The organism is Nocardioides sp. Soil_C_8 (assembly GCF_057656315.1).
Window position 1 is genome coordinate 1 of record NZ_JBDGKQ010000004.1, and the last position, 21,507, is coordinate 21,507.

25 protein-coding genes and 1 pseudogene are annotated in these 21,507 nt (G+C 72.1%); 8 read left to right on the plus strand and 18 right to left on the minus strand.

Annotation, left to right across the window (positions count from 1 at the left end):
• The 7 genes and pseudogenes from AC3A3L_RS16905 to AC3A3L_RS16935 form a co-directional block, all read right to left on the minus strand.
• Window positions 1-291: pseudogene (locus tag AC3A3L_RS16905) on the minus strand (IS481-like element ISAar28 family transposase); the annotation flags it as partial.
• Between the two features lie 228 nt (window positions 292-519).
• A complete protein-coding gene (locus AC3A3L_RS16910; protein ID WP_487641208.1) occupies window positions 520-1,458 on the minus strand; it encodes a calcium/sodium antiporter in 939 nt (312 codons plus the stop codon).
• A 23-nt stretch (window positions 1,459-1,481) separates the two neighbouring features.
• Entirely contained in the window at window positions 1,482-1,991 is a 510-nt protein-coding gene (locus AC3A3L_RS16915; RefSeq protein ID WP_487641209.1) for a hypothetical protein, read from the minus strand.
• A 106-nt stretch (window positions 1,992-2,097) separates the two neighbouring features.
• Window positions 2,098-2,859, minus strand: coding sequence for a sulfite exporter TauE/SafE family protein (locus AC3A3L_RS16920; protein ID WP_487641210.1), 762 nt, complete (start codon window positions 2,857-2,859; stop codon window positions 2,098-2,100).
• Window positions 2,856-4,010: an SPFH domain-containing protein gene (locus AC3A3L_RS16925; protein WP_487641211.1), complete on the minus strand. Its 1,155-nt coding sequence runs from the start codon at window positions 4,008-4,010 to the stop codon at window positions 2,856-2,858. Before AC3A3L_RS16925 ends, AC3A3L_RS16920 begins: the two co-directional genes overlap by 4 nt.
• A gap of 69 nt (window positions 4,011-4,079) precedes the next feature.
• Complete coding sequence (locus tag AC3A3L_RS16930; protein ID WP_487641212.1) at window positions 4,080-4,541, minus strand: NfeD family protein; 462 nt, start codon at window positions 4,539-4,541, stop codon at window positions 4,080-4,082.
• Between the two features lie 29 nt (window positions 4,542-4,570).
• Entirely contained in the window at window positions 4,571-5,377 is an 807-nt protein-coding gene (locus AC3A3L_RS16935; RefSeq protein ID WP_487641213.1) for an ABC transporter ATP-binding protein, read from the minus strand.
• A gap of 78 nt (window positions 5,378-5,455) precedes the next feature.
• Here AC3A3L_RS16935 and AC3A3L_RS16940 point away from each other — a divergent pair, with 78 nt between their 5' ends.
• Complete coding sequence (locus AC3A3L_RS16940; protein ID WP_487641214.1) at window positions 5,456-6,190, plus strand: hypothetical protein; 735 nt, start codon at window positions 5,456-5,458, stop codon at window positions 6,188-6,190.
• On the opposite strand, the gene AC3A3L_RS16945 is transcribed toward AC3A3L_RS16940, so the two are convergent.
• Entirely contained in the window at window positions 6,187-6,543 is a 357-nt protein-coding gene (locus AC3A3L_RS16945; RefSeq protein ID WP_487641215.1) for a VOC family protein, read from the minus strand. The two genes, AC3A3L_RS16940 and AC3A3L_RS16945, sit on opposite strands and share 4 nt — an antisense overlap.
• Window positions 6,544-6,574: 31 nt before the next feature.
• Entirely contained in the window at window positions 6,575-7,006 is a 432-nt protein-coding gene (locus AC3A3L_RS16950; protein WP_487641216.1) for a DUF805 domain-containing protein, read from the minus strand.
• Window positions 7,007-7,173: 167 nt separating this feature from the next.
• On the opposite strand from AC3A3L_RS16950, the gene serB reads away from it, so the two are divergent.
• Window positions 7,174-8,391 carry a phosphoserine phosphatase SerB gene (serB, locus tag AC3A3L_RS16955; protein WP_487641217.1) on the plus strand — a complete coding sequence of 406 codons (1,218 nt, stop codon included), beginning with the start codon at window positions 7,174-7,176 and terminating at the stop codon, window positions 8,389-8,391.
• Here the strand turns inward: serB and AC3A3L_RS16960 are convergent.
• A complete protein-coding gene (locus AC3A3L_RS16960) occupies window positions 8,381-9,166 on the minus strand; it encodes a putative protein N(5)-glutamine methyltransferase (RefSeq protein ID WP_487641218.1) in 786 nt (261 codons plus the stop codon). The genes serB and AC3A3L_RS16960 overlap by 11 nt on opposite strands.
• Entirely contained in the window at window positions 9,163-9,708 is a 546-nt protein-coding gene (locus AC3A3L_RS16965; RefSeq protein ID WP_487641219.1) for a SixA phosphatase family protein, read from the minus strand. The genes AC3A3L_RS16960 and AC3A3L_RS16965 overlap by 4 nt, the downstream gene beginning before the upstream one ends.
• A 33-nt stretch (window positions 9,709-9,741) precedes the next feature.
• Here AC3A3L_RS16965 and AC3A3L_RS16970 point away from each other — a divergent pair, with 33 nt between their 5' ends.
• Genes AC3A3L_RS16970 through AC3A3L_RS16980 form a run of 3 tightly spaced genes read left to right on the plus strand, consistent with a single transcriptional unit; the run spans window position 9,742 to window position 13,861 of the window.
• The gene (locus tag AC3A3L_RS16970) at window positions 9,742-10,716 is read left to right on the plus strand and encodes a cyanophycinase (protein WP_487641220.1); all 975 of its coding nucleotides are present in this window, start codon (window positions 9,742-9,744) and stop codon (window positions 10,714-10,716) included.
• Window positions 10,713-13,499: a cyanophycin synthetase gene (gene cphA, locus AC3A3L_RS16975; RefSeq protein WP_487641221.1), complete on the plus strand. Its 2,787-nt coding sequence runs from the start codon at window positions 10,713-10,715 to the stop codon at window positions 13,497-13,499. Before AC3A3L_RS16970 ends, cphA begins: the two co-directional genes overlap by 4 nt.
• Complete coding sequence (locus tag AC3A3L_RS16980; protein ID WP_487641222.1) at window positions 13,496-13,861, plus strand: cupin domain-containing protein; 366 nt, start codon at window positions 13,496-13,498, stop codon at window positions 13,859-13,861. Before cphA ends, AC3A3L_RS16980 begins: the two co-directional genes overlap by 4 nt.
• 2 nt (window positions 13,862-13,863) lie before the next feature.
• Here the strand turns inward: AC3A3L_RS16980 and AC3A3L_RS16985 are convergent, their stop codons facing one another.
• From AC3A3L_RS16985 to AC3A3L_RS17005, 5 genes are read right to left on the minus strand one after another with little or no spacing between them, the layout of a single operon-like run.
• Window positions 13,864-14,505, minus strand: coding sequence for a class I SAM-dependent DNA methyltransferase (locus tag AC3A3L_RS16985; protein WP_487641223.1), 642 nt, complete (start codon window positions 14,503-14,505; stop codon window positions 13,864-13,866).
• On the minus strand, window positions 14,502-16,202 hold the full coding sequence (locus tag AC3A3L_RS16990; RefSeq protein ID WP_487641224.1) for a Mur ligase family protein: 1,701 nt from the start codon (window positions 16,200-16,202) through the stop codon (window positions 14,502-14,504). The genes AC3A3L_RS16985 and AC3A3L_RS16990 overlap by 4 nt, the downstream gene beginning before the upstream one ends.
• Window positions 16,203-16,221: 19 nt before the next feature.
• Window positions 16,222-16,992, minus strand: coding sequence for an enoyl-ACP reductase FabI (fabI, locus tag AC3A3L_RS16995; RefSeq protein ID WP_487641225.1), 771 nt, complete (start codon window positions 16,990-16,992; stop codon window positions 16,222-16,224).
• A gap of 44 nt (window positions 16,993-17,036) precedes the next feature.
• On the minus strand, window positions 17,037-17,774 hold the full coding sequence (gene fabG, locus AC3A3L_RS17000) for a 3-oxoacyl-[acyl-carrier-protein] reductase (protein ID WP_487641226.1): 738 nt from the start codon (window positions 17,772-17,774) through the stop codon (window positions 17,037-17,039).
• A 44-nt stretch (window positions 17,775-17,818) separates the two neighbouring features.
• Window positions 17,819-18,031, minus strand: coding sequence for a dodecin (locus AC3A3L_RS17005; protein WP_129473603.1), 213 nt, complete (start codon window positions 18,029-18,031; stop codon window positions 17,819-17,821).
• A gap of 76 nt (window positions 18,032-18,107) precedes the next feature.
• On the opposite strand from AC3A3L_RS17005, the gene AC3A3L_RS17010 reads away from it, so the two are divergent.
• A complete protein-coding gene (locus tag AC3A3L_RS17010; RefSeq protein ID WP_487641227.1) occupies window positions 18,108-18,410 on the plus strand; it encodes a DUF3099 domain-containing protein in 303 nt (100 codons plus the stop codon).
• A 195-nt stretch (window positions 18,411-18,605) separates the two neighbouring features.
• Complete coding sequence (locus AC3A3L_RS17015; protein ID WP_487641228.1) at window positions 18,606-18,809, plus strand: acetone carboxylase; 204 nt, start codon at window positions 18,606-18,608, stop codon at window positions 18,807-18,809.
• A gap of 13 nt (window positions 18,810-18,822) precedes the next feature.
• Here AC3A3L_RS17015 and moaA read toward each other — a convergent pair whose 3' ends face one another.
• The gene (gene moaA / locus AC3A3L_RS17020; RefSeq protein WP_487641229.1) at window positions 18,823-19,812 is read right to left on the minus strand and encodes a GTP 3',8-cyclase MoaA; all 990 of its coding nucleotides are present in this window, start codon (window positions 19,810-19,812) and stop codon (window positions 18,823-18,825) included.
• A gap of 70 nt (window positions 19,813-19,882) precedes the next feature.
• Here moaA and AC3A3L_RS17025 point away from each other — a divergent pair, with 70 nt between their 5' ends.
• A complete protein-coding gene (locus tag AC3A3L_RS17025) occupies window positions 19,883-20,788 on the plus strand; it encodes an SURF1 family cytochrome oxidase biogenesis protein (RefSeq protein WP_487641230.1) in 906 nt (301 codons plus the stop codon).
• Here the strand turns inward: AC3A3L_RS17025 and AC3A3L_RS17030 are convergent.
• The gene (locus AC3A3L_RS17030; protein ID WP_487641231.1) at window positions 20,732-21,502 is read right to left on the minus strand and encodes an SDR family oxidoreductase; all 771 of its coding nucleotides are present in this window, start codon (window positions 21,500-21,502) and stop codon (window positions 20,732-20,734) included. The genes AC3A3L_RS17025 and AC3A3L_RS17030 overlap by 57 nt on opposite strands.
• Between the last annotated feature and the right edge of the window lie 5 nt (window positions 21,503-21,507).

Consider the following 21,507-nt stretch of genomic DNA (forward strand, 5'->3'; position numbering starts at 1 on the left):
CTGCATCTTGTCGTGCACGCTGATCGGCCCGTGGTCCAAGCCGGATGACTCCAAGGCAGCGCGGATCTGGACAGCCTAGGCCTTGACCTCGTCGGTCAGTCTGGTCGGGCTCGACGCTGGACGTCGAGATCGTGGCTCGAGCACCGCGGCCGGCCCGTCTTCCTTCGTGCGTTTCCGCAGCTCGTAGAACGACTTGCGCGAGATGTCGTGCTCAATACAAAACGTCGCGACCGCGCCCCGCGGAGCGTCATCAGGCCACTGCGAAATGACAAGGCGGACACGAGGATCGATGGGTTCATTGGCTGCCACCGCCGCAGACTCGCGGTTGAAGTGTCACCACCAAGACCACCTGAAGTGTCACCGATGTCCTGATGCAGAACTGTCACCGATGTCCTGCGACATGACACCGACAGCGGCGATGGCCGTGGACGGTCGGTGGCCAGCCTTTCTCGGACCGGTTTCCTGACGGGACGTCGTCCCTCCTCGACCAGCGCGGGGGGCAGGCCGCAACCCGCGCGATCACGTCCGCGCGACGACGAGCCACGTCACGTAGCCGACGTACGCCGTGACGAAGAGCGCTCCTTCGGCCCTGCTGATCCGGGAGCCGGTCAGGAAGACGGGAAGCGTCGCCAGCGCCGCTGCGAGCAGCAGCACGAGGTCCGAGGCGAGCACCTCGTCCGGGATCGGCAGTCCGTCCGGGGCCACGACCGCGGTGAGACCGAGGACCAGCGCGATGTTGTACGTGCTGGAGCCGACGAGGTTGCCGAGCGCGAGATCCCGGTCGCCGCGCGCCGTGGCAAGCAGGGTGGTGACGAGCTCCGGCGCCGACGTACCGATCGCGACCACCGTCAGGCCGGTGACGGCCTCGCTCACGCCGAGCGACTCGGCGCCCGCCACCGCGCCCTCGACGAGCAGCTCCGCGCCGACCACGACGGCCACGATCCCGACGACCAGCCGGACGACCGACCCGCCGATGCCGTCCGACGTCGGGGAGGTCGGCTCCCTCTCGCGATCCCCACGCTCGCGCCCCACCAGCAGGACCGTGTAGATCACGCCCCCGAGGAGCAGCACGAGGCCGTCCACCCGGTCGAGCGCGCCGTCGAGGGAGAGCAGGACCAGGACCACGGCCGCCGCGGTCATCGCAGGCAGGTCGAAGCGCAGGGTCCGGGTCTGGAGCGCCACCGGGACCAGGAGCGCGCTCAGGCCCAGGATGAAGAGGATGTTGACGAGGTTCGTGCCGACGATGTTGCCGACCGCCAGACCCGGGCTCCCGCTGACTGCGGCGTCGATCCCGACCGCCAGCTCGGGCACGCTGGTGCCGAGCGACACGACCGTCAGCCCGATGAGCATCGGCGAGACGCCGAACGACGCGGCGAGCCCCGTGCCGCCCCGGACCAGCACCTCGGCGCCGGTCAGCAGCACGACCAGCCCGGCAGCGACCAGCAGCACGCTCGACATCGCTCGACGCGCGCCGGGCGGGGTCAGTCCGCCGCGCGGGTGTCGCGCGCGACCTGCCGACGGTCGCCCGCGGCGCGGCTGGAGGCGTCGCGCTTCAGCCCGCCGGTCGTCTTCTTCACGCCCCGCGGCCGCGACAGCTCGGGAGCGTCGGACACCAGGGTGGACGTCTTCGACCGTGGCCTGCTCCCTCCACCGCGCGCGGCTTCGAGCCGGGAGGCCTTGAGCTCCGCCGCGGCTCGGGCGGCGTGGACGGCGACCTGCTTGCTCACAGAGGCGAGGGCTCCCTCGAACGCCTCGGCCTTGTCACGGTCGCGCTGGTTCTTCGGGTAGCTGAAACCCCGTCCCCCACGCTTGACGACGCCACCGCTGGCGCTGCGGCGGTACATCGTCACGTACTTGGCACGCGCACGCCGGACTCGAGCGTGGAGCGCGAGCAGCTCCTCCTCGTCGAGCTCGGCCAGTGCCGGCCGTGTCGTCTCCGCGAGCAGCCTCTGCTCCGCGTTGGTCATCGAGCCGAGTAGCGCCTTGTCCATGGCATTCCTCCCGCCGGCGCCCGGGCCCGGGCGTCCCTGCCCGCCATCCTGCCGCAATCGTCGGGCATCCGACATGGCGTACGACGAGCGAGGGAGGCCGGGAGGGTCAGGCGAGCAGCGCCACGAGCGCGACGACGCCGACCACGGCGATCACGGCGCGGAGGAGGGTGGGCGGGAGCCGGCGCCCTACGGTGGCGCCGATCTGCCCGCCGACGACCGAGCCGAGGGCGATCAGGCCGGCGACGGTCCAGTCGATGTCCGCGACGGCGATGAACACCAGCGCGGCGACGGCGTTCACGATGAGGGCGAGGACGTTCTTGGTGGCGGTGTGCCGCTGCATCGAGTCGGCGACGCCGATGCCGAGGATCGCCATCAGCAGCACGCCCTGGGCCGCGCCGAAGTAGCCGCCGTAGATCCCGGCCGCAGCGACCGCCGGCCACACCCACCACACACCGTGGTCGGGGATGCCGCCGCGCGACTCGGCGCGGGCGGCGACGGAGCGCTGGATGCGGGGACCGAGCACGACGAGCACCACCCCCAAGGCGATGAGCACGGGGACGATCGCGTCGAAGGCGGACGACGGCAGCCAGAGCAGCAGCAGGGCCCCCGCGATGCCACCGAGCAGTGACGCCGCGCCGAGCCGGAGCACCCGGCCCCGCTGGCCGGCCAGCTCGCGGCGGTAGCCGAAGACCCCGGACATGCTGCCCGGGACGAGCCCCACGGTGTTGCTGACGTTGGCGGTGACCGGGGGTACGCCGAACGCGAGGAGGGTCGGGAACGTGATCAACGTCCCCGACCCCACCACGGTGTTGATGGTGCCGGCCGCCACTCCTGCGAGGGCGATCAGCACCGCTTCGGTCGGACTCACTGGCCGGCAGGTGCTCCTGGCTCATCGGTGTCGGCCGGCCCGGACAGCGGGTCGGTGGCCGTCGCGGCCGGATCGATCGACCTGGCGGTGCGGCCCGGGTTGGCGGCGCTCTCGGCAGCGGCGATGGCCTCCTGCACGGCCTCGCTGGTGGCCCGCGTCTCCGGGTCGTCGGACCCGCGCGGCAGCTGCGGCTCGGAGGAACCCATGTCGACGCGCGTGCGCGGGGTGGCGTTCTTGGGGATGCCGGCGATCTCGTGGATCGACGATCCCAGGCCCTCCATCGCCTTGGTGATCTCCGAGGGGATGACCCACACCTTGTTGGCGCTGCCCTCGGCGATCTTCGGCATCATCTGGAGGTACTGGTAGGCCAGCAGCGACTGGTCGGGCTGCCCGTCGTGGATGGCCTGGAAGACCGTCTGGATCGCCTGACCCTCACCCTGGGCGCGCAGGATCGCGGCCTCGCGGTCGGCCTGGGCCCGCAGGATCTGCGACTCCCGGTCACCCTCGGCGTTGAGGATCTGCGACTGCTTGTTGCCCTCGGCGGTGAGGATGGCGGACTGCCGCTGTCCCTCGGCGCTGAGGATCAACGCACGCTTGTCGCGGTCGGCGCGCATCTGCTTCTCCATCGCGTCCTTGATGGACGGCGGCGGGTCGATGCCCTTGATCTCCACACGGTTGACGCGGATGCCCCACTTGCCGGTGGCCTCGTCGAGCACGCCGCGCAGGCCGTTGTTGATCTCCTCGCGCGAGGTCAGCGTCTGCTCGAGGTCCATGCCACCGACGATGTTGCGCAGGGTGGTCATCGTGAGCTGCTCGACAGCCTGGATGTAGTTGGCGATCTCGTAGGTCGCCGCCACCGGGTCGGTGACCTGGAAGTAGATGACGGTGTCGATCGACACCACCAGGTTGTCCTCGGTGATCACCGGCTGCGGCGGGAAGCTCACGACCTGCTCGCGCAGGTCGATGAGGTAGCGCACCTTGTCGATGAACGGCACGACGATGTTGAGTCCTGCCGGCAGCGTCCCCTTGTACTTGCCGAAGCGCTCGACGATGCCCGCACGTGCCTGGGGCACGATGCGGACCGTCTTGGCGAGCATGACGACGACGAACAGGACGACGAGCAGGAGCAGGACCAGTAGAGCAGTCCCCATGGGTTCCCCCGATCTTGTGTGTTGCGGTGGCTGGCGGTGGAGCGGTCGCGAGCGGCGTACGACGCCGGGTCAGGGCTCGAGCGTGCCCACCGGGTGGACGTAGGCGGTCGCGCCCTTGATCTGGAAGATCTCGACGGTCTCGCCCGGGGCGATCGTGATGTGCTCGTCGTAGGGCAGCGCCGACCAGACCTCGCCGGCCACCTTGATGCGGCCGGGCGCCAGGCCGGTGATCTCCTGGGTGACGAGCCCGCGGGTGCCGACCAGCTTGCCGTGGCCGAGCGCGAGCTCGGGACCGCTGTGGAGCCGTTTGACGAACGCCGGCCGCACGAGCGCCAGCATGGCGATGGACGCGGCCAGCGCCGCGATGATCTGCACGGCGACGGGCAGGCCAATGATCGCGACGACCATGCCGACCACGGCTCCGGCCGCGAGCATCGCGAAGATCAGGTCGAGGCTGAACATCTCCACCACGCCCAGCACGATCGAGAGACCGAGCCAGGTCTCCCAGAGGTGGTCGCGGATCCAGTCCATGGCGCGAGCCTATCCAGTGGGGCGTGAGGTCAGGCGGGAGCGACGCGCTCGGCGGGGCGCCGGCGTGCCGCGAAGCGATCGCCCGAGCGGGTCAGCACCAGCGGCATCGCAAAGGTCTCCGACAGCGACTCGGCGGTGACGACGTCGTCGACCGGGCCGGAGTCGACGACCCGGCCCTCACGCAGCAGCAGCGCGTGGGTGAAGCCGGGCGGGATCTCCTCGACGTGGTGCGAGACCAGCACTGTCGCCGGGGAGTCGGGGTCGAGGGCCACCTGCGACAACGTCGCCACCAGGTCCTCGCGTCCGCCGAGGTCGAGACCGGCGGCGGGCTCGTCGAGCAGCAGCAGCTCGGGGTCGGTCATGAGCGCGCGGGCCACCTGCACGCGCTTGCGCTCGCCCTCGCTCAGGGTGCCGAAGGTGCGCTCGGCCAGGTGGTCGGCACCGACTTCGGCGAGCAGCGCGGCGGCCCGGTCGTGGTCCAGGTCGGCGTACTCCTCGCGCCAGCGGCCCAGGACGCCGTAGGAGGCGGACACGACGACGTCCTTGACCAGCTCGGACCGTGGGATGCGGTCGGCGAGCGCGGCGCTGGTGAGGCCGATGCGCGGGCGCAGCTCGAAGACGTCGGTGGTGCCGAGCACCTCGTCGAGGATGCCGGCGACGCCCGAGGTCGGGTGCAGCTGCGCGGCGGCGACCTGGAGGAGGGTGGTCTTGCCGGCGCCGTTGGGACCGAGGACCACCCAGCGCTCGTCCTCCTCGACCAGCCAGTCGACGTCGGCGAGCAGCAGCGACTGGCCCCGGCGCACCGTGACCCCTGCGAACTCGATGACGGCGACCATGCGCGTCACCCTATCCAGCACGGGCCACGGTGCCGTCCCGGACACGGCGGTGCGGGCCGGCGAGTAGCCTCGCCCGCGATGTCGCGCACGCCCCACTCCCAGTCCGATGCCCTCCCCCACGCCCTGCCCCACTCGGCGACCCTCGCCTGGTGGCTGACCGCGTGGCTGCGCGGCCACGAGCAGACCGACCACGTGCTCGACGTCCTCGCCGACGACACCCACCTGCTGGCGGGCGGCTCCGCGCTCGACCTGCTGGTGCGCGCACGCGGCACCGGGGCGTCGTACGCCGGACTGGCACTGCCGGTCGACGGCGACCCGCTCGGCCTGGGCGGCCCGCGCGACTTCAACACCGCGGCGCTCGAGGCCGGACAGGCCGTCGTGGTGGGCGACCTGGGCCTGGTGCCCGAGCAGCAGGGCGAGACCGTGCAGTGGCGTCCGCTCGAGGCGTCGCGGCGCCAGCTGCCCGACGTCGGCGACGCCGACCGCACGCTCCGCGCCACCCTCGTCGGCACCGCCGGCGACCTGGCCGACCTCGACGTGGCGAAGTGGCGCCCCGAGGCCGCCGACGCCCTGATGAACCTGCACCGCCGTCCCGAGCTCGACGCCCCGCTCGGCACTCCCCCACGGTGCGTCGACCTCGCGGCGCGCGGCCTGCAGGCGTGGGCCATCGTCGACCTCGCCCTCGTCGACGACGGCGGCGCGCTCTCGTCGTACGAGGTGGAGCGACGCCGCGACCTCCTGCAGCCGCTGGGCCGGGCCGCCCGGCGCGCGATCGTGGCGGCCTGCTCGCCCGAGGTGTGGCCGGACCGCTAGGACGTCGCCCAGACCCCCAGCACGTTGCCGCTCGGGTCGCTGAACTCGAACCGGCGCCCGCCCGGGAACTCGTAGGGGCCGGACGTGACGGTGCCGCCGGCCGACTCGACCGCGAGCACCGTGGCGTCGAGGTCGTCGGAGAAGAGCAGGACCAGCGGGCCGCCCGGCCCCGGCGTCCCGCCTGAGTTGAGGCCGCCGACCTCGCCCTCGCCGGACGCGGCGCGGATGCCGGAGTAGGTCGGGCCGTAGTCGTTGAAGGTCCACCCGAACGCCCGGGAGTAGAACTCGCGCGCCGCGGCCAGGTCGGAGACGTTGATCTCGATGTAGTCGATGGTGTGGTGGGTCTGGCTCATGCCCTGACGCTAGGACGGGCCACCGACACCGTCAGCCGCCGTACTGGCCGCTCCCGTAGGCCGGCGGGGGCGGCGGGTAGTCACCGGCGTAGCCGGACCCGGCCCCCTTGGGGTTGGGGCCGTACTGGTTGTCGGGCTTGGAGTCCGTGCAGAACCACACAAGGAGGAGGATCCAGCCGATGATCGGGATGATGCCGATGAGGATCCACCACCCGCTGCGACCGGTGTCGTGCAGCCGCCGGATGCCGACCGCGAGACTGGGCAGGAACAGCGCGAGGCTCACGAGGGTGCTGATCAGACCACCGCTGGTGCTGCCGTCGTAGTCCGTGCCGAGCACGATGTCGAGGACGCTGGTGACGATGCTGACCAGGAAGGAGAAGAGCGCGAAGTACCAGTACTCGGAGCGCCGCGCGCGGCCCGAGAAGTCGACGTACTTGGACAGGCACGTGCGCACTGCCGTCATGAAGTCCATGCCACACCCCCGGTTCTGTGGGCGGTTCGACGCCCGGACCGCCTGCAGCACCAACGTAGGGGACCGCGCCGCCGCCCGCCAGCGCCCTGTCGAGGGATCGCCCGAGGCGCGGACCCGGCGCCGCCCGCCCCGTCAGCGGGTCTAGCCTTCGTCACACGATGGAAGACGAGCCGAAGACTCTCCTGGTCACCCTCACGGGCAAGGACCGACCTGGCGTCACCTCAGCGATCTTCGCCGCGCTCGCCGGCGCCGGTGTCGAGGTCATCGACATCGAGCAGATCGTGCTGCGACGCAGGCTGGTGCTCGGCATCCTGGTCACCGCGCCGCGGGACTGGAAGAAGCTGCGCGACGTCATCGAGCGCACCGCCGCCGACCTCGACATGGTGGTCGAGGTGGACCGCGGCGCCGGCGACAACCGCAGCCGGCGGGGCGAGCGCTCGCACATCACCATCATCGGCAGCCCGCTCAAGGCCTCGGCGATGTCCGCGATCGCAGGTCGCATCGCCGACTCGGGCGCCAACATCGACAAGATCGAGCGGATGGCGCGCTACCCCGTCACCGCCATCGAGCTGCACGTCTCGGGCGCTCCGGCCGACACCCTGCGCCCGCTGCTGTCGGTGGAGGCGGTCAAGCAGGGCATCGACCTCGCCGTCCAGCGCGACTCCCTCCACCGGCGCGGCATCCGGCTGATCGTCATGGACGTCGACTCGACCCTGATCCAGGGCGAGGTCATCGAGATGCTCGCCGCCCACGCCGGCCAGGAGACCGAGGTCGCCCGCGTGACCGAGGCCGCGATGCGCGGCGAGCTCGACTTCGAGGCGTCCCTCCGGGAGCGGGTCGCGCTGCTCGAGGGCGTGCCGGAGTCCGCGCTCGACGAGGTCTACGACTCGATCGTGCTCGCGCCCGGTGCCCGCACGATGGTGCGCACGCTGCGCCGCCTGGGCTACCGCTTCGCGATCGTCTCCGGCGGCTTCACCCAGATCACCGACCGCCTCGCCGCGGACCTCGGCATCCATTTCGCGCGTGCCAACGAGCTCGAGGTCGTCGACGGCCGCCTCACCGGCCGCATCGTCGGCGACGTCGTCGACCGGGCGGGCAAGGCGGCAGCGTTGCGCGAGTTCGCCGGCGAGGTCGGCGTACCCCTCGACGCCGTGATCGCCATCGGCGACGGCGCCAACGACCTCGACATGCTCAACGCCGCCGGGCTCGGGATCGCCTACAACGCCAAGCCGATGGTGCGCGACGCCGCCGACACCGCCGTCAACGTGCCCTACCTCGACGCGATCCTCTACCTGCTCGGCATCTCGCGCGAGCAGATCGAGGAGGCCGACGCGGCGGTCGGCATCACGACACCCGCGCCGCCGCTCATCGGCTGACGCCGTCGGGGCGTACGCCGACCGCGACGCACCCGCCCACCTCGTCGTCGGTCTCGACGTGGGTCGAGAGCCCGGCGGCCGCCATCGCACCGGTCGTCAGGTGCGCTTGTCCGGGGCTGGTCTCGATGAGCAGCACTCCCCCGGGCGCCAGCCAGCGGGCGGCGTCGGCAGCGATCCGACGGTGCAGGTCGGTGCCGTCCGCGCCACCGTCCAGTGCCACGAGCGGCTCGTGGTCGCGGGCCTCCGGCGGCATGTCGGCGACCCGGTCGCGGGGGACGTAGGGCGCGTTGGCGGCGAGCACGTCGATCCGGCCGAGCAGGCGGGACGGCAGTGCGTCGTACAGGTCACCGAGGTGGAGCGCAGCGGACGGGGCGTTGGACCGGGCGCACGCGAGTGCCGTCGCGCTCACGTCGGACCCGTGCACATCGGCGCCGGCGCCCTCCAGGGTCGCGGCCACCGGAGCGACACCGCAGCACATCTCCACCACGACGGGGCGGCCAGGCGCCGTCACGGCAGCGGTGCACCTCAGGGCGGTCCTCGCGAGCAGCTCGGTGCGGCGCCGGGGCACGAAGACACCGGGGGCGACGGCGAGCCGGCGGCGGAGGAACTCCACCCAGCCCAGCACCGTCTCCAGCGGCTCGCCGCCGACCCGTCGCGCGACCAGCTCGTCGAGCTCGTCGGTCGACGTCGCGGCCTCCTCCAGCAGCACCGCCTCCTCCTCGGCCCACACGCAGCCGGCAGCGCGCAACCGCGCCACGACGCGTGGATCGCTCATGCAGCCCCGACGTGGAAGGCGTCGAGCCGCGCGGTGCCGGGACCGAGGTCGGACCAGGCACCCTCGATGGTGAAGACCGCCACGGCCGAGGTCGGGAACCCACGCGTCAGCATGGCCGTCGTCGCCTCGGTGTCGCCCTCGCCGTCGTCGACGAGCTCGGCGAGCGACCCCATCGTCGGGTTGTGACCGATCACCACCAGGGTCCGTACGTCGTCGGCGACCTCGCGCAGCAGGTCGAACGCCGAGTCGGTGCCGGCGGCGTAGAGGGCGTCGGAGAAGAGGACGATGCCCTCGTCCCAGCCCGCTCCGGCTGCGACCTGCTGCCACGTCTGCTGGGTGCGGAGAGCGTCGGAGACCAGCGCGGCGTCCGGCTCGACGCCGTGGTCGCTCATCCAGCGTCCGGCCGCCTTCGCGTCGCCCATCCCCCGCTCCGCCAGGGCACGCGCGTGATCGGTGCTCGCGCTGTGCTCGGCCTTGGCGTGGCGCATGACGACGAGGCGGCGCGCGACGGCGTCCGACGTGTCCCTCACTGACTCCTGCATTCCCTCACCCTTCCAGCCGCTAGCCTGCCTGTCATGCCCAGGGGACCACTCATGATCATCGGGGGCGCCGAGGACAAGGTGCGCAAGCCCACCATCCTCAAGCACTTCGTCGCCCTGAGCGGAGGGCGGGACGCCCGCATCGCCGTGATCCCGACGGCCTCCTCGCTCGGACGCGAGGTGGTCGACGTGTACGACGCGCTCTTCACGAAGTTCGGCGCGGCCCGCGTGGACGCCGTACGTCCGGAGTCGCGCGACCAGGCCCACGACCCGTCGCTGGTGAAGGCGGTCGACGAGTCCACCGGCATCTTCATGACCGGCGGCAACCAGCTCAAGCTGTCGTCCATCGTCTGCGGTACCCCGGTCGGCGACGCGATCATGCGCGCCCACGAGCGCGGCGCGGTGGTGGCCGGCACCTCGGCGGGGGCCAGCATCCAGTCCTCCCACATGGTCGCCTTCGGCGTGGGCGGCGCGACGCCGAAGCAGCGGATGACCCAGGTGGCAGCCGGCCTCGGCCTGGTCGACACGGCCGTCATCGACCAGCACTTCGACCAGCGCAACCGCTACGGCCGGCTGCTGATGATCGTGGCGCAGAGTCCACAGCTGCTCGGCATCGGCGTCGACGAGGACACGTGCGGCCTCGTCGAGGACCTGGACGACGAGCTGGTGATGCGCGTGCTGGGCAAGGGCGCGGTGACGATCTTCGACGGGTCGCGCATGGTGTCCAACGCCTACGAGGCGACCCGGTCGTCGCCGCTGCTGGCGAGCGGCGTCGTGTTCCACACGCTCCCCGCCGGCACCGTCTTCAACCTCACCACCCGCGCGCTCGTGCCGCAGGAGCCGTCCGTCCAGCCCGAGGACGCCGACGAGCTGGAAGAGGCCAGCCGCGACCTGCGCCAGCTGGCCCGCGACATCGCCGCAGCCGACGCGACCCCCGCCGCGATCCGCCGGCGGCTCAAGCTGCGCCGCACCCCCCAGACCCCCGCCTCCGACCAAGGAGAAGATGCATGAGCGAGCGACCCACGCCGGACCTGGAGATCGTCGAGACCCGCGTCTACCGCGGGCCCAACGTCTGGTCCTACGACAAGTCGATCCACCTCGTGGTCGACCTGGGCTCGCTCGAGCAGTTCCCCACCAACACGATCCCCGGCTTCACCGACGACCTGGTCGCGATGCTGCCCGGCCTGCGGGAGCACTCCTGCTCGCGCGGGCGCCGCGGCGGCTTCCTCGAGCGCCTCAACGAGGGCACCTGGCTGGGGCACGTCGCCGAGCACGTCGCGCTCGCGCTGCAGCAGCTCGTCGGCCACGACATCCGGCGCGGCAAGACCCGTCAGGTCAAGGGCCAGCCCGGTCGCTACAACATCATCTACGGCTACATCGAGGAGAACGTCGGCCTGACCGCCGGCCGCCTCGCCGTCCGCCTGGTCAACCACCTCGTCGAGGGCGACCCCGACTTCCACTGGGAGACCGAGCGCGACGACTTCATCCGCCGCGCCGAGCGTACGGCGTTCGGACCGTCGACCCAGGCCATCGTCGACGAGGCCGTCTCGCGCGACATCCCGTGGATCCGGCTCAACCAGTACTCCCTCGTCCAGCTCGGCCAGGGCGTCCACGCGAAGCGGATCCGCGCCACGATGACGTCGGAGACCTCGTCGATCGCCGTCGACATCGCCTCCGACAAGGACCTGACCACCAAGCTCCTCGGCGCGGCGGGGCTTCCGGTGCCCAAGCAGGAGTCGGTCCGCACCGAGGAGGGCGCGGTCGCCGCAGCCCGCCGCATCGGCTACCCCGTCGTGCTCAAGCCGCTCGACGGCAACCACGGGCGAGGGGTGTGCCTCGACCTGCAGGACGAGGCCGACGTACGCGCCTCCTTCCCGATCGCGCACGGCCAGTCACGGCGCGGCAACGTCATCGTCGAGTCGTTCGTGACCGGCAAGGACTACCGCTGCCTGATCATCGACGGGCGGATGGTCGCGATCGCCGAGCGCGTGCCCGCCTCGGTCACCGGTGACGGCACGTCGACGGTGCAGGAGCTCGTCGACCTCACCAACGCGGACCCGCGCCGCGGTGTCGGCCACGAGAAGGTGCTCACCCGGATCAAGGTCGACGACGCCGCGATCGAGGTGCTCGCCGACCAGGGGCACAAGCTCGACTCCGTGCCCGCCGAGGGCGAGATGGTCAAGCTCGCCCTGACCGGCAACATGTCCACCGGCGGCATCTCGATCGACCGCACCTTCGAGGCGCACCCGGAGAACGTCGAGATCGCCGAGGAGGCCGCGCGGATGGTCGGCCTCGACATCGCCGGCATCGACTTCATCTGTCCCGACATCACCCAGCCCGTCCGCGAGGCGGGCGGCGCCATCTGCGAGGTCAACGCCGCACCCGGCTTCCGGATGCACACGCACCCGACGATCGGCGAGCCGCAGTTCATCGCCAAGCCGGTGGTCGACATGCTCTTCCCGCCCGGGGCGACGTCGCGGATCCCGATCGTGGCGGTGACCGGCACGAACGGCAAGACGACCACGAGCCGGATGATCAGCCACATCTTCAAGGGGATGGGGCGCAAGGTGGGCATGACGTCGACCGACGGCGTCGTCATCGACGAGCGGCTGCTCATCCGTGCGGACGCGTCCGGTCCGCGGTCGGCGCGGATGGTGCTGCAGAACCCACGCGTCGACTTCGCCGTCTTCGAGGTCGCCCGCGGCGGCATCCTGCGCGAGGGCCTCGGCTACGAGCGCAACGACGTCGCTGTCGTCCTGAACGTGCAGCCCGACCACCTCGGCCTGCGCGGCATCGACACCGTCGAGCAGCTCGCCGACGTGAAGGCGGTCATCGTCGAGGCCGTGCCGCGCGACGGCCACGCCGTGCTCAACGCCGACGACCCGCTGGTGCGCGAGATGCGCCGCAAGTGCTCGGGCCAGGTGGTGTGGTTCTCGATGGAGGAGCCCGGCAGCGAGGTGCGCGACATGATCGACGCGCACTGCCGCCGGGGCGGCAAGGCGATCGTGCTCGACCCCAGCGACCGCGGCGAGATGATGGTGGTGCTGCACGGCCGCCGCGCGATGCAGCTGGCGTGGACCCACCTGCTGCCGTCGACGTTCAGTGGTCGGGCGCGGATGAACGTGCAGAACGCGCTGGCCGCGGCGGCCGCCGCCTTCGCCGCAGGGGCGCCGCTGCACGACATCCGGCAGGGCCTGCGCACCTTCTCGACCAACTACTACCTCTCCCCCGGCCGCCTCAACGAGGTCGAGGTCAACGGCGTCAACGTGATCGTGGACTACTGCCACAACGCGCCCGGCATGAAGATGCTGGGCGACTTCGTGGACCGTGTCGGCGAGTCGCTCGAGTCGTCGCACGACCTGGCCCGGCCCTCGCGGATCGGCATCATCGCCACCGCCGGCGACCGCCGCGACCAGGACATGCGCGAGCTCGGCCAGATTGCCGCGCAGCACTTCGACGTGTGCATCGTGCGCGAGGACGTGGCGCTCCGCGGCCGCGAGCGCGGGGCGACCGCCCAGCTCGTCCTCGACGGCGTACGCGCTGCGATGGCCGAGGGTGCCCGCTGCAAGCAGGCCGAGCTCGTGCTCGAGGAGATCGAGGCCGTGCGCCACGCGATGAGCCGCGCGAACCGCGGCGACCTCGTCGTGGTCTGCGTCGACAAGCACGCCGAGGTCATGGCCGAGCTGGAGAACTGGTCGGACGTCGCCCAGGCGGGCTCGACCACCAACCCCGACGCGCCGTCCGCCGACCCCGACTACACGCCCCCGGCCGACCAGGCGGCGGCCGGCGAGTGAGGATCCTCGACCTGACGGACCTCCCGCACCGCCCGATCGAGGCGCACGGGAGCCGCGGCTTCTCCGTCGGCGCATTCGGGCTGAGCGCCGACGCCCACCTCGTGTCGGTGGCGCTCGCACCCGGCGGCGTCATCGGGCGCCACCCGGCCGTCGGGCGCCAGCTGCTGGTGGTCCTCGCCGGCGAGGCCGAGGTCAGTGGGGCGGACGGCTCCGTACGGCGCCTCTCCCCCGGCCAGGCCGCGGTCTGGGAGCCCGGCGAGCCGCACGAGACCCGCTCGGCGTCAGGGCTCTCCGCCCTCATCGTCGAGGGCGACCTCGACATCGGCGCGCCCGGCGAGCAGGTGGACCCGGGCGACACCTGACCTCACCGCTCGACGCGCCACACCACGAGCTCATTGACAGCCGGGCCACCGCCCCCGCTGCGCTCGAAGGCGACCCCGTCGTCCGACGCGACGCGCTCGAGGCCGTACGACGCCGCGTGACGCTCGACCTCCTCACGCGGGTGGCGGCGCACCCGCTGGTCGCCACCCACGACGCTGACCGGCGACGCCTGCACGGACCCGTCGTCGAGGAGGGGCTCGTGGCTCACCACGAGGTGGCCGCCGGGCGCCAGCCGCGATGCCGCCAGCCGGAACACCTCGAACAGGTCGGGCACCAGCTCGAGGAAGCCGACCGCGGCGACGAGGTCCCACTCGCGGTCGTCACCACGGAGGAACGACGCGGCGTCCGCCGTCACCACCTCGGCACCCGCCACCCTGCCGCGGGCCTGCTCCAGCATCCCGGAGGACGGGTCGACGAGCGTCAGGGTGGCTGCGGGGAAGAGCCCGCGGAGCATCGTCGCGGTCTGCCCGGTACCGGCACCGAGGTCGAGCACCCGCCCCGGCGCCAGGCCGAGCGGGGCGAGCAGGTCCCGGACGCGTCGGTTGGCCGACCAGCCGTTGCCGGCGGTCATCTCGTCGTACGTCGGCGCGAGGGCGTCGTACACCCGGGCCCAGCCGTCGCTCACCCCTGCGCCGCCCGCACCTTCTGGGAGAGGACCTCGGGGCTGTCGGGCGTGCCGCCGTGCTCGGCGATCCAGTCGTAGGCCTCCTGCCGTTCCGCGTGGCACATCAGGCCGACGACGTCGCCCGGCTCGGCGCGCTCCACCAGGGCCGCGAGGCAGGCGACCTCGGTGGTGAAGGTGTCGATGTCGGTGACCCCGACCCGGGCGGCGCCCGCCCGCAGGAGGGCGTCGATCTCGTCCATGGTGCGACCGCGGAGGTACCACTCCTTGTGGCCGATGGCCACGACGTCGCTGCCCTTGGCACCGATCTCGCCGAGCGCGTCGATCAGCTCGTCGGTGCGGTCGCCGACGGCACCCAGGCCGAGCAGCAGGCGGGCGCCGGGACGTCGTACGCCCGACATGATCTCCAGCAGCGCCTCGAGCCCGGCCTCGTTGTGCGCGAGGTCCATGACGACCGACACGCTTCCACCGTCGCCGGCCGGCAGCGAGAAGAAGTTCATCCGGCCCGGGTTGTGCTCGGCGTCGGGGCGGAACGACGTGAGGCCCGCGACCACGGCGTCGCGGGCGAGACCGACCGCGAGGGCTGCCGAGGCCGCGGCGAGCGCGTTCTCGATGTTGAAGCGCGACAGCCCGGCCAACGTCATCGGCACGTCGACGAGCTCGACCAGCGGATCGGGGTCGACGCCGGGCGCCAGCACGGTGATCCAGCCGTCGATGACGGTCGTGGCCCGGCCGCCGTCGGTGAGCACCTCGCGCACCGCCGGCGAGTCGGGGTCGCGGCTGAAGATCCACGGCCGGGCCGAGATCACGCCGCGCATCGCCAGCACCCGCGGGTCGTCGCCGTTGAGCACCGACCAGCCGTCCTTGCGGGTGATCCGGGGCACGACGGACTTCACCTCGGCGAGCTGGTCGACCGTGTCGATGCCCTGGAGGCCGAGGTGGTCGGCGGTCACGTTGGTCACCACCGACACGTCGTTGCGGGTGATCCCGATGCCCTTGAGCAGGATGCCACCGCGGGCGGTCTCGGTCACGGCGAACTGCACGCCCTCGAGCCCGAGCGCACGCCCGGCGCCCGAGGGCCCGGAGTAGTCGCCCGCCTCGACGAGCACCCCGTCGCGGTAGATGCCGTCGGTGTTGGACCACCCGACGACCAGCCCGCTGGTGCGCGCGATGTGCGCGATCATCCGGCTGGTCGTGGTCTTGCCGTTGGTGCCGGTCACCGCCACCACGGGGATGGTCGGCGTGATGGTGCCGGGCCGGTCGCCTCGGGGGGCGGCCGCGACCTCGGCGGCCGCTGCGCTGACCGCCTCCTCGACGTCGGGCGTCGGGAGGGCGTCGAGGGCGTGGGCGACCGCCTCGCCGAGCGCCCGGGCCCGGCCGCGGTTGCGCCACGGGAAGGCGACGATCACGACGTCGGGGTCGCTGGTGGGACGTACGCGGACGGCGAGGCGACGCGTCCCCGCCTCCGCCGCGATGGCCCGGACCAGCCGCTCGACCGCCCGCAGGGCGAACCGCTGCCGGAAGCCCGAGCCCGGCGCGCCCGGGCGCGTGGTGCGGAGCCCGATGCGACGGGCGAAGCGCAGCACCGCCTCCTCGCCGGCCTCGGTGATCGTCGCGACGTCGAGCGTCAGCTTCACCGCGGCGCGCGGGAAGTAGAGGTTCGGGCCTTCGAGGACGCGCAGCTCGACGAGAGAGGTCACGCGGGGAAACTACCGAACGTCAGAGGCCCATCGCGTGGAAGCCGCCGTCGACGTGCACGATCTCACCGGTGGTCGCCGGGAAGAAGTCGCTGAGCAGCGCGCACACGGCCTGTGCGGTCGGCGTGTGGTCGGTCTCGTCCCAGCCGAGCGGCGCGCGGTCCTTCCACGACGACTCGAGGTCCTCGAAGCCCGGGATCGCCTTCGCGGCCAGGGTCTTCAGCGGGCCGGCGGACACGAGGTTGCAGCGGATGCCCTCCGGACCGAGGTCACGGGCGACGTAGCGAGACGTGTTCTCCAGCGCCGCCTTCGCCACGCCCATCCAGTCGTACGCCGGCCACGCGGTCGTGGCGTCGAAGGTGAGCCCGACGATCGACGAGCCCCGCGAGAGCAGCGGCTTGGTGGCGACGGCGAGCGACTTGAGGGAGTACGCCGAGACCTGCACGGCCTGCGCCACGTCGTCCCACGGACCGTCCATGAACTTCCCGCCGAGCAACGTCTCCGGGTTGCCGTACGCGATGGAGTGGACGACGCCGTCCAGTCCGTCGACGTGCTCGCGGACCTGGTCGGCGAGGCCCGCGAGGTGGTCCTCGTCGGTCACGTCGAGCTCGAGCACCGGCGGCTCCTGCGGGAGGCGCTTCGCGATGCGCCTGGTGATGCCCAGCGCGCGGCCGAAGTTGGAGATCAGCACCGTCGCGCCCTGCTCCTGGGCGATCTTGGCGGTCGCGAAGCCGATGGAGCTGTCCATCGTGACGCCGGCGACGAGGATGCGCTTGCCGTCGAGGATTCCCATGTCGTTGGGCCTTTCGTCAGTGGTCGTGTCTCGCAGGAGGAGGATCAGTGGCCCATGCCGAGGCCGCCATCGACCGGGATCACGGCGCCGGTGACGTAGGACGCGCCGTCGGAGGCGAGCCAGGTGACCGCCGAGGCCACCTCGGCCGTCGAGGCGTAGCGGCCCAGCGGGACCTGCGTCCTGATCGCGGTCTTCTGGTCGTCGGTCAGGACGTCGGTCATGTCGGTCTCGACGAAGCCGGGCGCCACCACGTTGGTCGTGATCGACCGGCTGCCGAGCTCGCGCGCCAGCGAGCGGGCCATGCCGACGAGGCCGGACTTGGACGCGGCGTAGTTGACCTGACCGGCGGAGCCGAGCAGCCCGACGACCGAGGAGATGAGGATGATCCGTCCGCGACGCAGCCGGAGCATGCCCTTGGCCGCCCGCTTGGCCAGCCGGAAGGTACCGGTCAGGTTGGTGTCGATGACCGACGACCAGTCGTCCTCGCTCATCCGGAGCAGCAGCGTGTCCTTGGTGATGCCGGCGTTGGCGACGAGGACCTCGACCGGGCCGTGCGCCTCCTCGACCTGCTTGAAGGCTGCCTCGACCTGGTCGGCGTCGGTGATGTCGCAGCGGACGTCGAGGGCACCTTCGGGGGCGCCGCCGTTGCGCGTCGTGACCGCGACCTTGTCACCCTGCGCGATGAACGCCTCGGCGATGGCGCGGCCGATGCCGCGGTTGCCGCCGGTCACCAGGACCGATCGCGGCTCGGTCGGGGTGCTGGATCCGGGAATCTCGCTCACGCTCCCCGACGCTAGTGATTACCGGGGGGTATCGGTCAATCCCGTCACTCGTCCTCGAGGCGGAAGCCCACCTTCATCCCGACCTGGAAGTGCTCGACGGCCCCGTCCTTGGCCTGGCCGCGGACCTGGGTGACCTCGAACCAGTCGATGTGGCGCAGCGTCTGGCCGGCACGCTCGATGCCGTTGCGGATGGCCTGGTCGATGCCGTCGGGCGAGGTGCCGACGATCTCCGTGACGCGATAGGTGCGGTTGGTCATGGTTCCTCCTGGTCGACGGCTGCGCGGACCGCCACCGGCCCGTGGTCCTGCGAGCCTAGCGACGTAGACTCGGAGCATGGCCAAGTCCGACGCCGTGCGCATCACCACGGCTCGCAGCAGCGCCGCTGACGACATGCGGTCGCGCCAGCGCCGCTACGCCATCTCGATGTCGATCCGGCTCGTGTGCTTCGTGGCCGCCGTCGCGGTCGGCCCGGGCGTCCTGCGGTGGGTCCTGGTCGGCGCCGCCGTGTTCCTGCCTCTCTTCGCGGTCATCATGGCGAACGCCAACGACCAGCGGGACGACGGATTCAGCCTGCCGACCAACGCCGGCGCCCACGAACTGACGGCAGGCGAAGATGAAGACCGAGGAAACCCCTGACCACGCCGACACGACGACGCCGTGACGAAAGTTTGGTTTTCACCCAGTCCCATGGAATGATCTTCGACGCGAGCGCAGCATCCCCCGTCTGCGTCTGCATCGAGGTGCCGGACAGCTTCCCCCCGTGGCTGTCCGGCACTTCTCACGTCTACGCCGCCCCCGCGCGGCGACGAGGCCCCCGCCGGAAGGACGCCGATGGAGCTCGACCGTGACATCTGCTCGGCCAAGGGCTGCCAGGCCGACGCCGTGTGGGACCTGCAGTGGAACAACCCGAAGATCCACACCCCCGAGCGCCGCAAGTCCTGGCTCGCCTGCGACGAGCACCGGGCCTCGCTCTCGGACTTCCTCGGTGCGCGCGGGTTCCTGAAGGACGTCGTCCCGCACGCGCCCGCGGACTGACGTACGCCGGCGACTACCCGCCGATGGCCGACATGGGGCGGTCGGGCTGGAGGAACGTCTCGTCGTCGATCCCGTGGCCGGCCCGCTTGCCGCGCATCGCGATGACCCAGCGCTCGGCGATCTCCTCGTCGCCGGCGCCGGAGCGCAGCGCCGTACGGAGGTCGGACTCCTCGCGTGCGAAGAGGCAGTTGCGCACCTGGCCGTCGGCGGTGAGCCGCACCCGGTCGCAGTCACCGCAGAAGGGGCGCGTGACCGAGGCGATGATCCCGACGGTGGCAGGTCCCCCGTCCACGTCGAACAGCTCGGCGGGCGCGCTTCCCCGCGGTGCGCCGTGCGGCGTCAGGGTGAACTCGGCGGCGAGGGCCTCGTGGATCTCGTCGGCCGTGACCATCGCGGCGCGGCTCCAGTCGTGCTGGGCGTCGAGCGGCATCTGCTCGATGAAGCGCAGCTCGTAGCCGTGCTCGATGCTCCAGCGCAGCAGCTCGGCGGCCTGGTCGTCGTTGGTGCCGCGCAGGAGCACGGCGTTGAGCTTGATCGGACCCAGCCCGGCGGCCTTGGCCGCCTCGAGGCCGGCCACGACGTCCTTGAGGCGGTCGCGGCGCGTGATGGTGGCGAAAGTCTCCGGACGCACCGTGTCGATGCTCGCGTTGATCCGGTCGAGCCCGGCGTCGGCGAGGGCCTGCGCCGTGTGGGTGAGCCCGAGGGCGTTGGTCGTCAGTGACGTCTCGACGCCGAGGGCGTGCGTCCGGGCGACGATGTCGACCAGCCCGCGGCGCAGCAGCGGCTCACCGCCGGTGAACCGCACCTCGCGGATGCCGAGCCGCTCCACGCCGATCGTGATCAGCCGGACGACCTCGTCGTCGGTCAGCGTCTGCTCGGTGGGCAGCCAGTCGAGGCCCTCGGCCGGCATGCAGTAGTTGCAGCGCAGGTTGCACCGGTCGGTCAGCGAGACCCGCAGGTCCGTGGCCACGCGACCGAAGCGGTCCGCCAGGGGTGTCGTCACGGTCACAAGTCTAACGACGGGTGCCGTACCACCCGCCGGACGCTCAGGACGGGACGGATAGCCTCGCCGCGTGCACAAGCTGCGGTTCCTGGTCTCGCGCCGCTGGATCGCCTTCGCGCTCGTGGTGGTCTTCCTGGCATGGGTCGCGTGGCGGCTCGGCGAGTGGCAGTTCCACCGGCTCGCCGACCGGCAGGAGCGCAACGACATCATCCAGCGCAACGAGGAGGCCGGCGCCGACCCGGTCGCCGACGTGCTGGCCCCCGGCCGGCGGGTCGCCGCGGCGGACGAGTGGCGCATCGTCGAGGCCACGGGGACGTACGCCGTCGAGGACACGGTCATCGTGCGCTACCGGACCCGCGAGGGTGCGGCCGGCGTCGACGTCGTCGTACCCCTCGAGCTGGACGACGGCACCAGCCTGCTGGTGGACCGCGGCTGGTTCGCCACCGACAACCGCGGGGCGTCGACCGCCGACGTGCCCGCGCCCCCGGAGGGCGAGGTCGACGTCACCGGGTGGGTACGACGTGACGCCGAGGGCGACAGCACCGAGGTCACCGACCAGTCCACCCGCGCCGTCGACAGCGCGCGCATCGGCGAGGCGCTCGACCGCGAGGTGCTCGGCGGCTGGGTCGACCTGCGCTCGGAGTCGCCAGAGCCCGCGACGGCGCTGGAGCCGGTCGAGCTCCCCGAGCTCGACAACGGGCCGCACTTCTTCTACGGCCTCCAGTGGTGGTTCTTCGGCGCCATGGCGATCTTCGGCTTCTTCTACCTCATCTACGACGAGTGGCGCGGCGGCCGCGGTCCGTGGGGCAACAAGGAGGCACCCGCGCCGGGGACGACGCCCAGCGGCCGGCCGGAGCCGGCACGGCCCCGACGTCGTACGTGGCGCGAGCGCCTGGACTCCGGCGACGAGCCGGACGACTCACAGGGCTCGGAGGAGTCCCCCGTCGACCGGGAGCATCACGCCCGTCAGGAATGACGCCGCCGGCGACAGGACGAAGGCAGCGACCGCGCCGAACTCCCCCGGCTCGCCGTAGCGACCCAGCGGGATCGACGCCTCCGCGGCCCGTCGCGCCGCCTCCGGGTCGCCGGTCGAGGCGTCCAGCTCCGCGACCCGTTCGGTGGCGATCCGGCCGGGCAGGAGGCCGTTGACCCGCACGCCGCGAGGGCCGAGCTCGTCGGCCAGGGTCTTGGCGACCATCGCGAGACCGGGCCGCAGGCCGTTGGAGATCGCCATCTCGGGCAGTGGCGCGCGCACGCTGGAGGAGAGCACGAGGCCGAGCGAGCCACCCTCGGGCAGCGCGGTGCCGACCTCGCGCGCGAGGCGTACGGCGCCCAGGAAGACCGACTCGAAGGCGGCGCTCCACTGGTCGTCGGAGATCGTCGTGACCGGACCCTTCGGCGGCCCGCCGACGCTGATCAGCGCACCGTCGACGCGGCCGAACGCCTCGTCGGCGGCCGCGAGCAGCCGTCCCGGGGTCCCACGGTCCGCGTTGTCCGCCACGACGCCGACAGCTGCCCGGCGTCCCGCGACCTCGTCGAGCGCCGCGGCCGCCTCGTCGAGCGACTCCTGCGACCGGCCGGACAGCACCACGCGCGCGCCTTCGGCGACCAGCACGTCGGCGCTCGCGCGGCCGAGGCCACGGGCCCCTCCGGTGACGATGAAGACTCGATCGGTCAGCTGCAGGTCCATTTTTC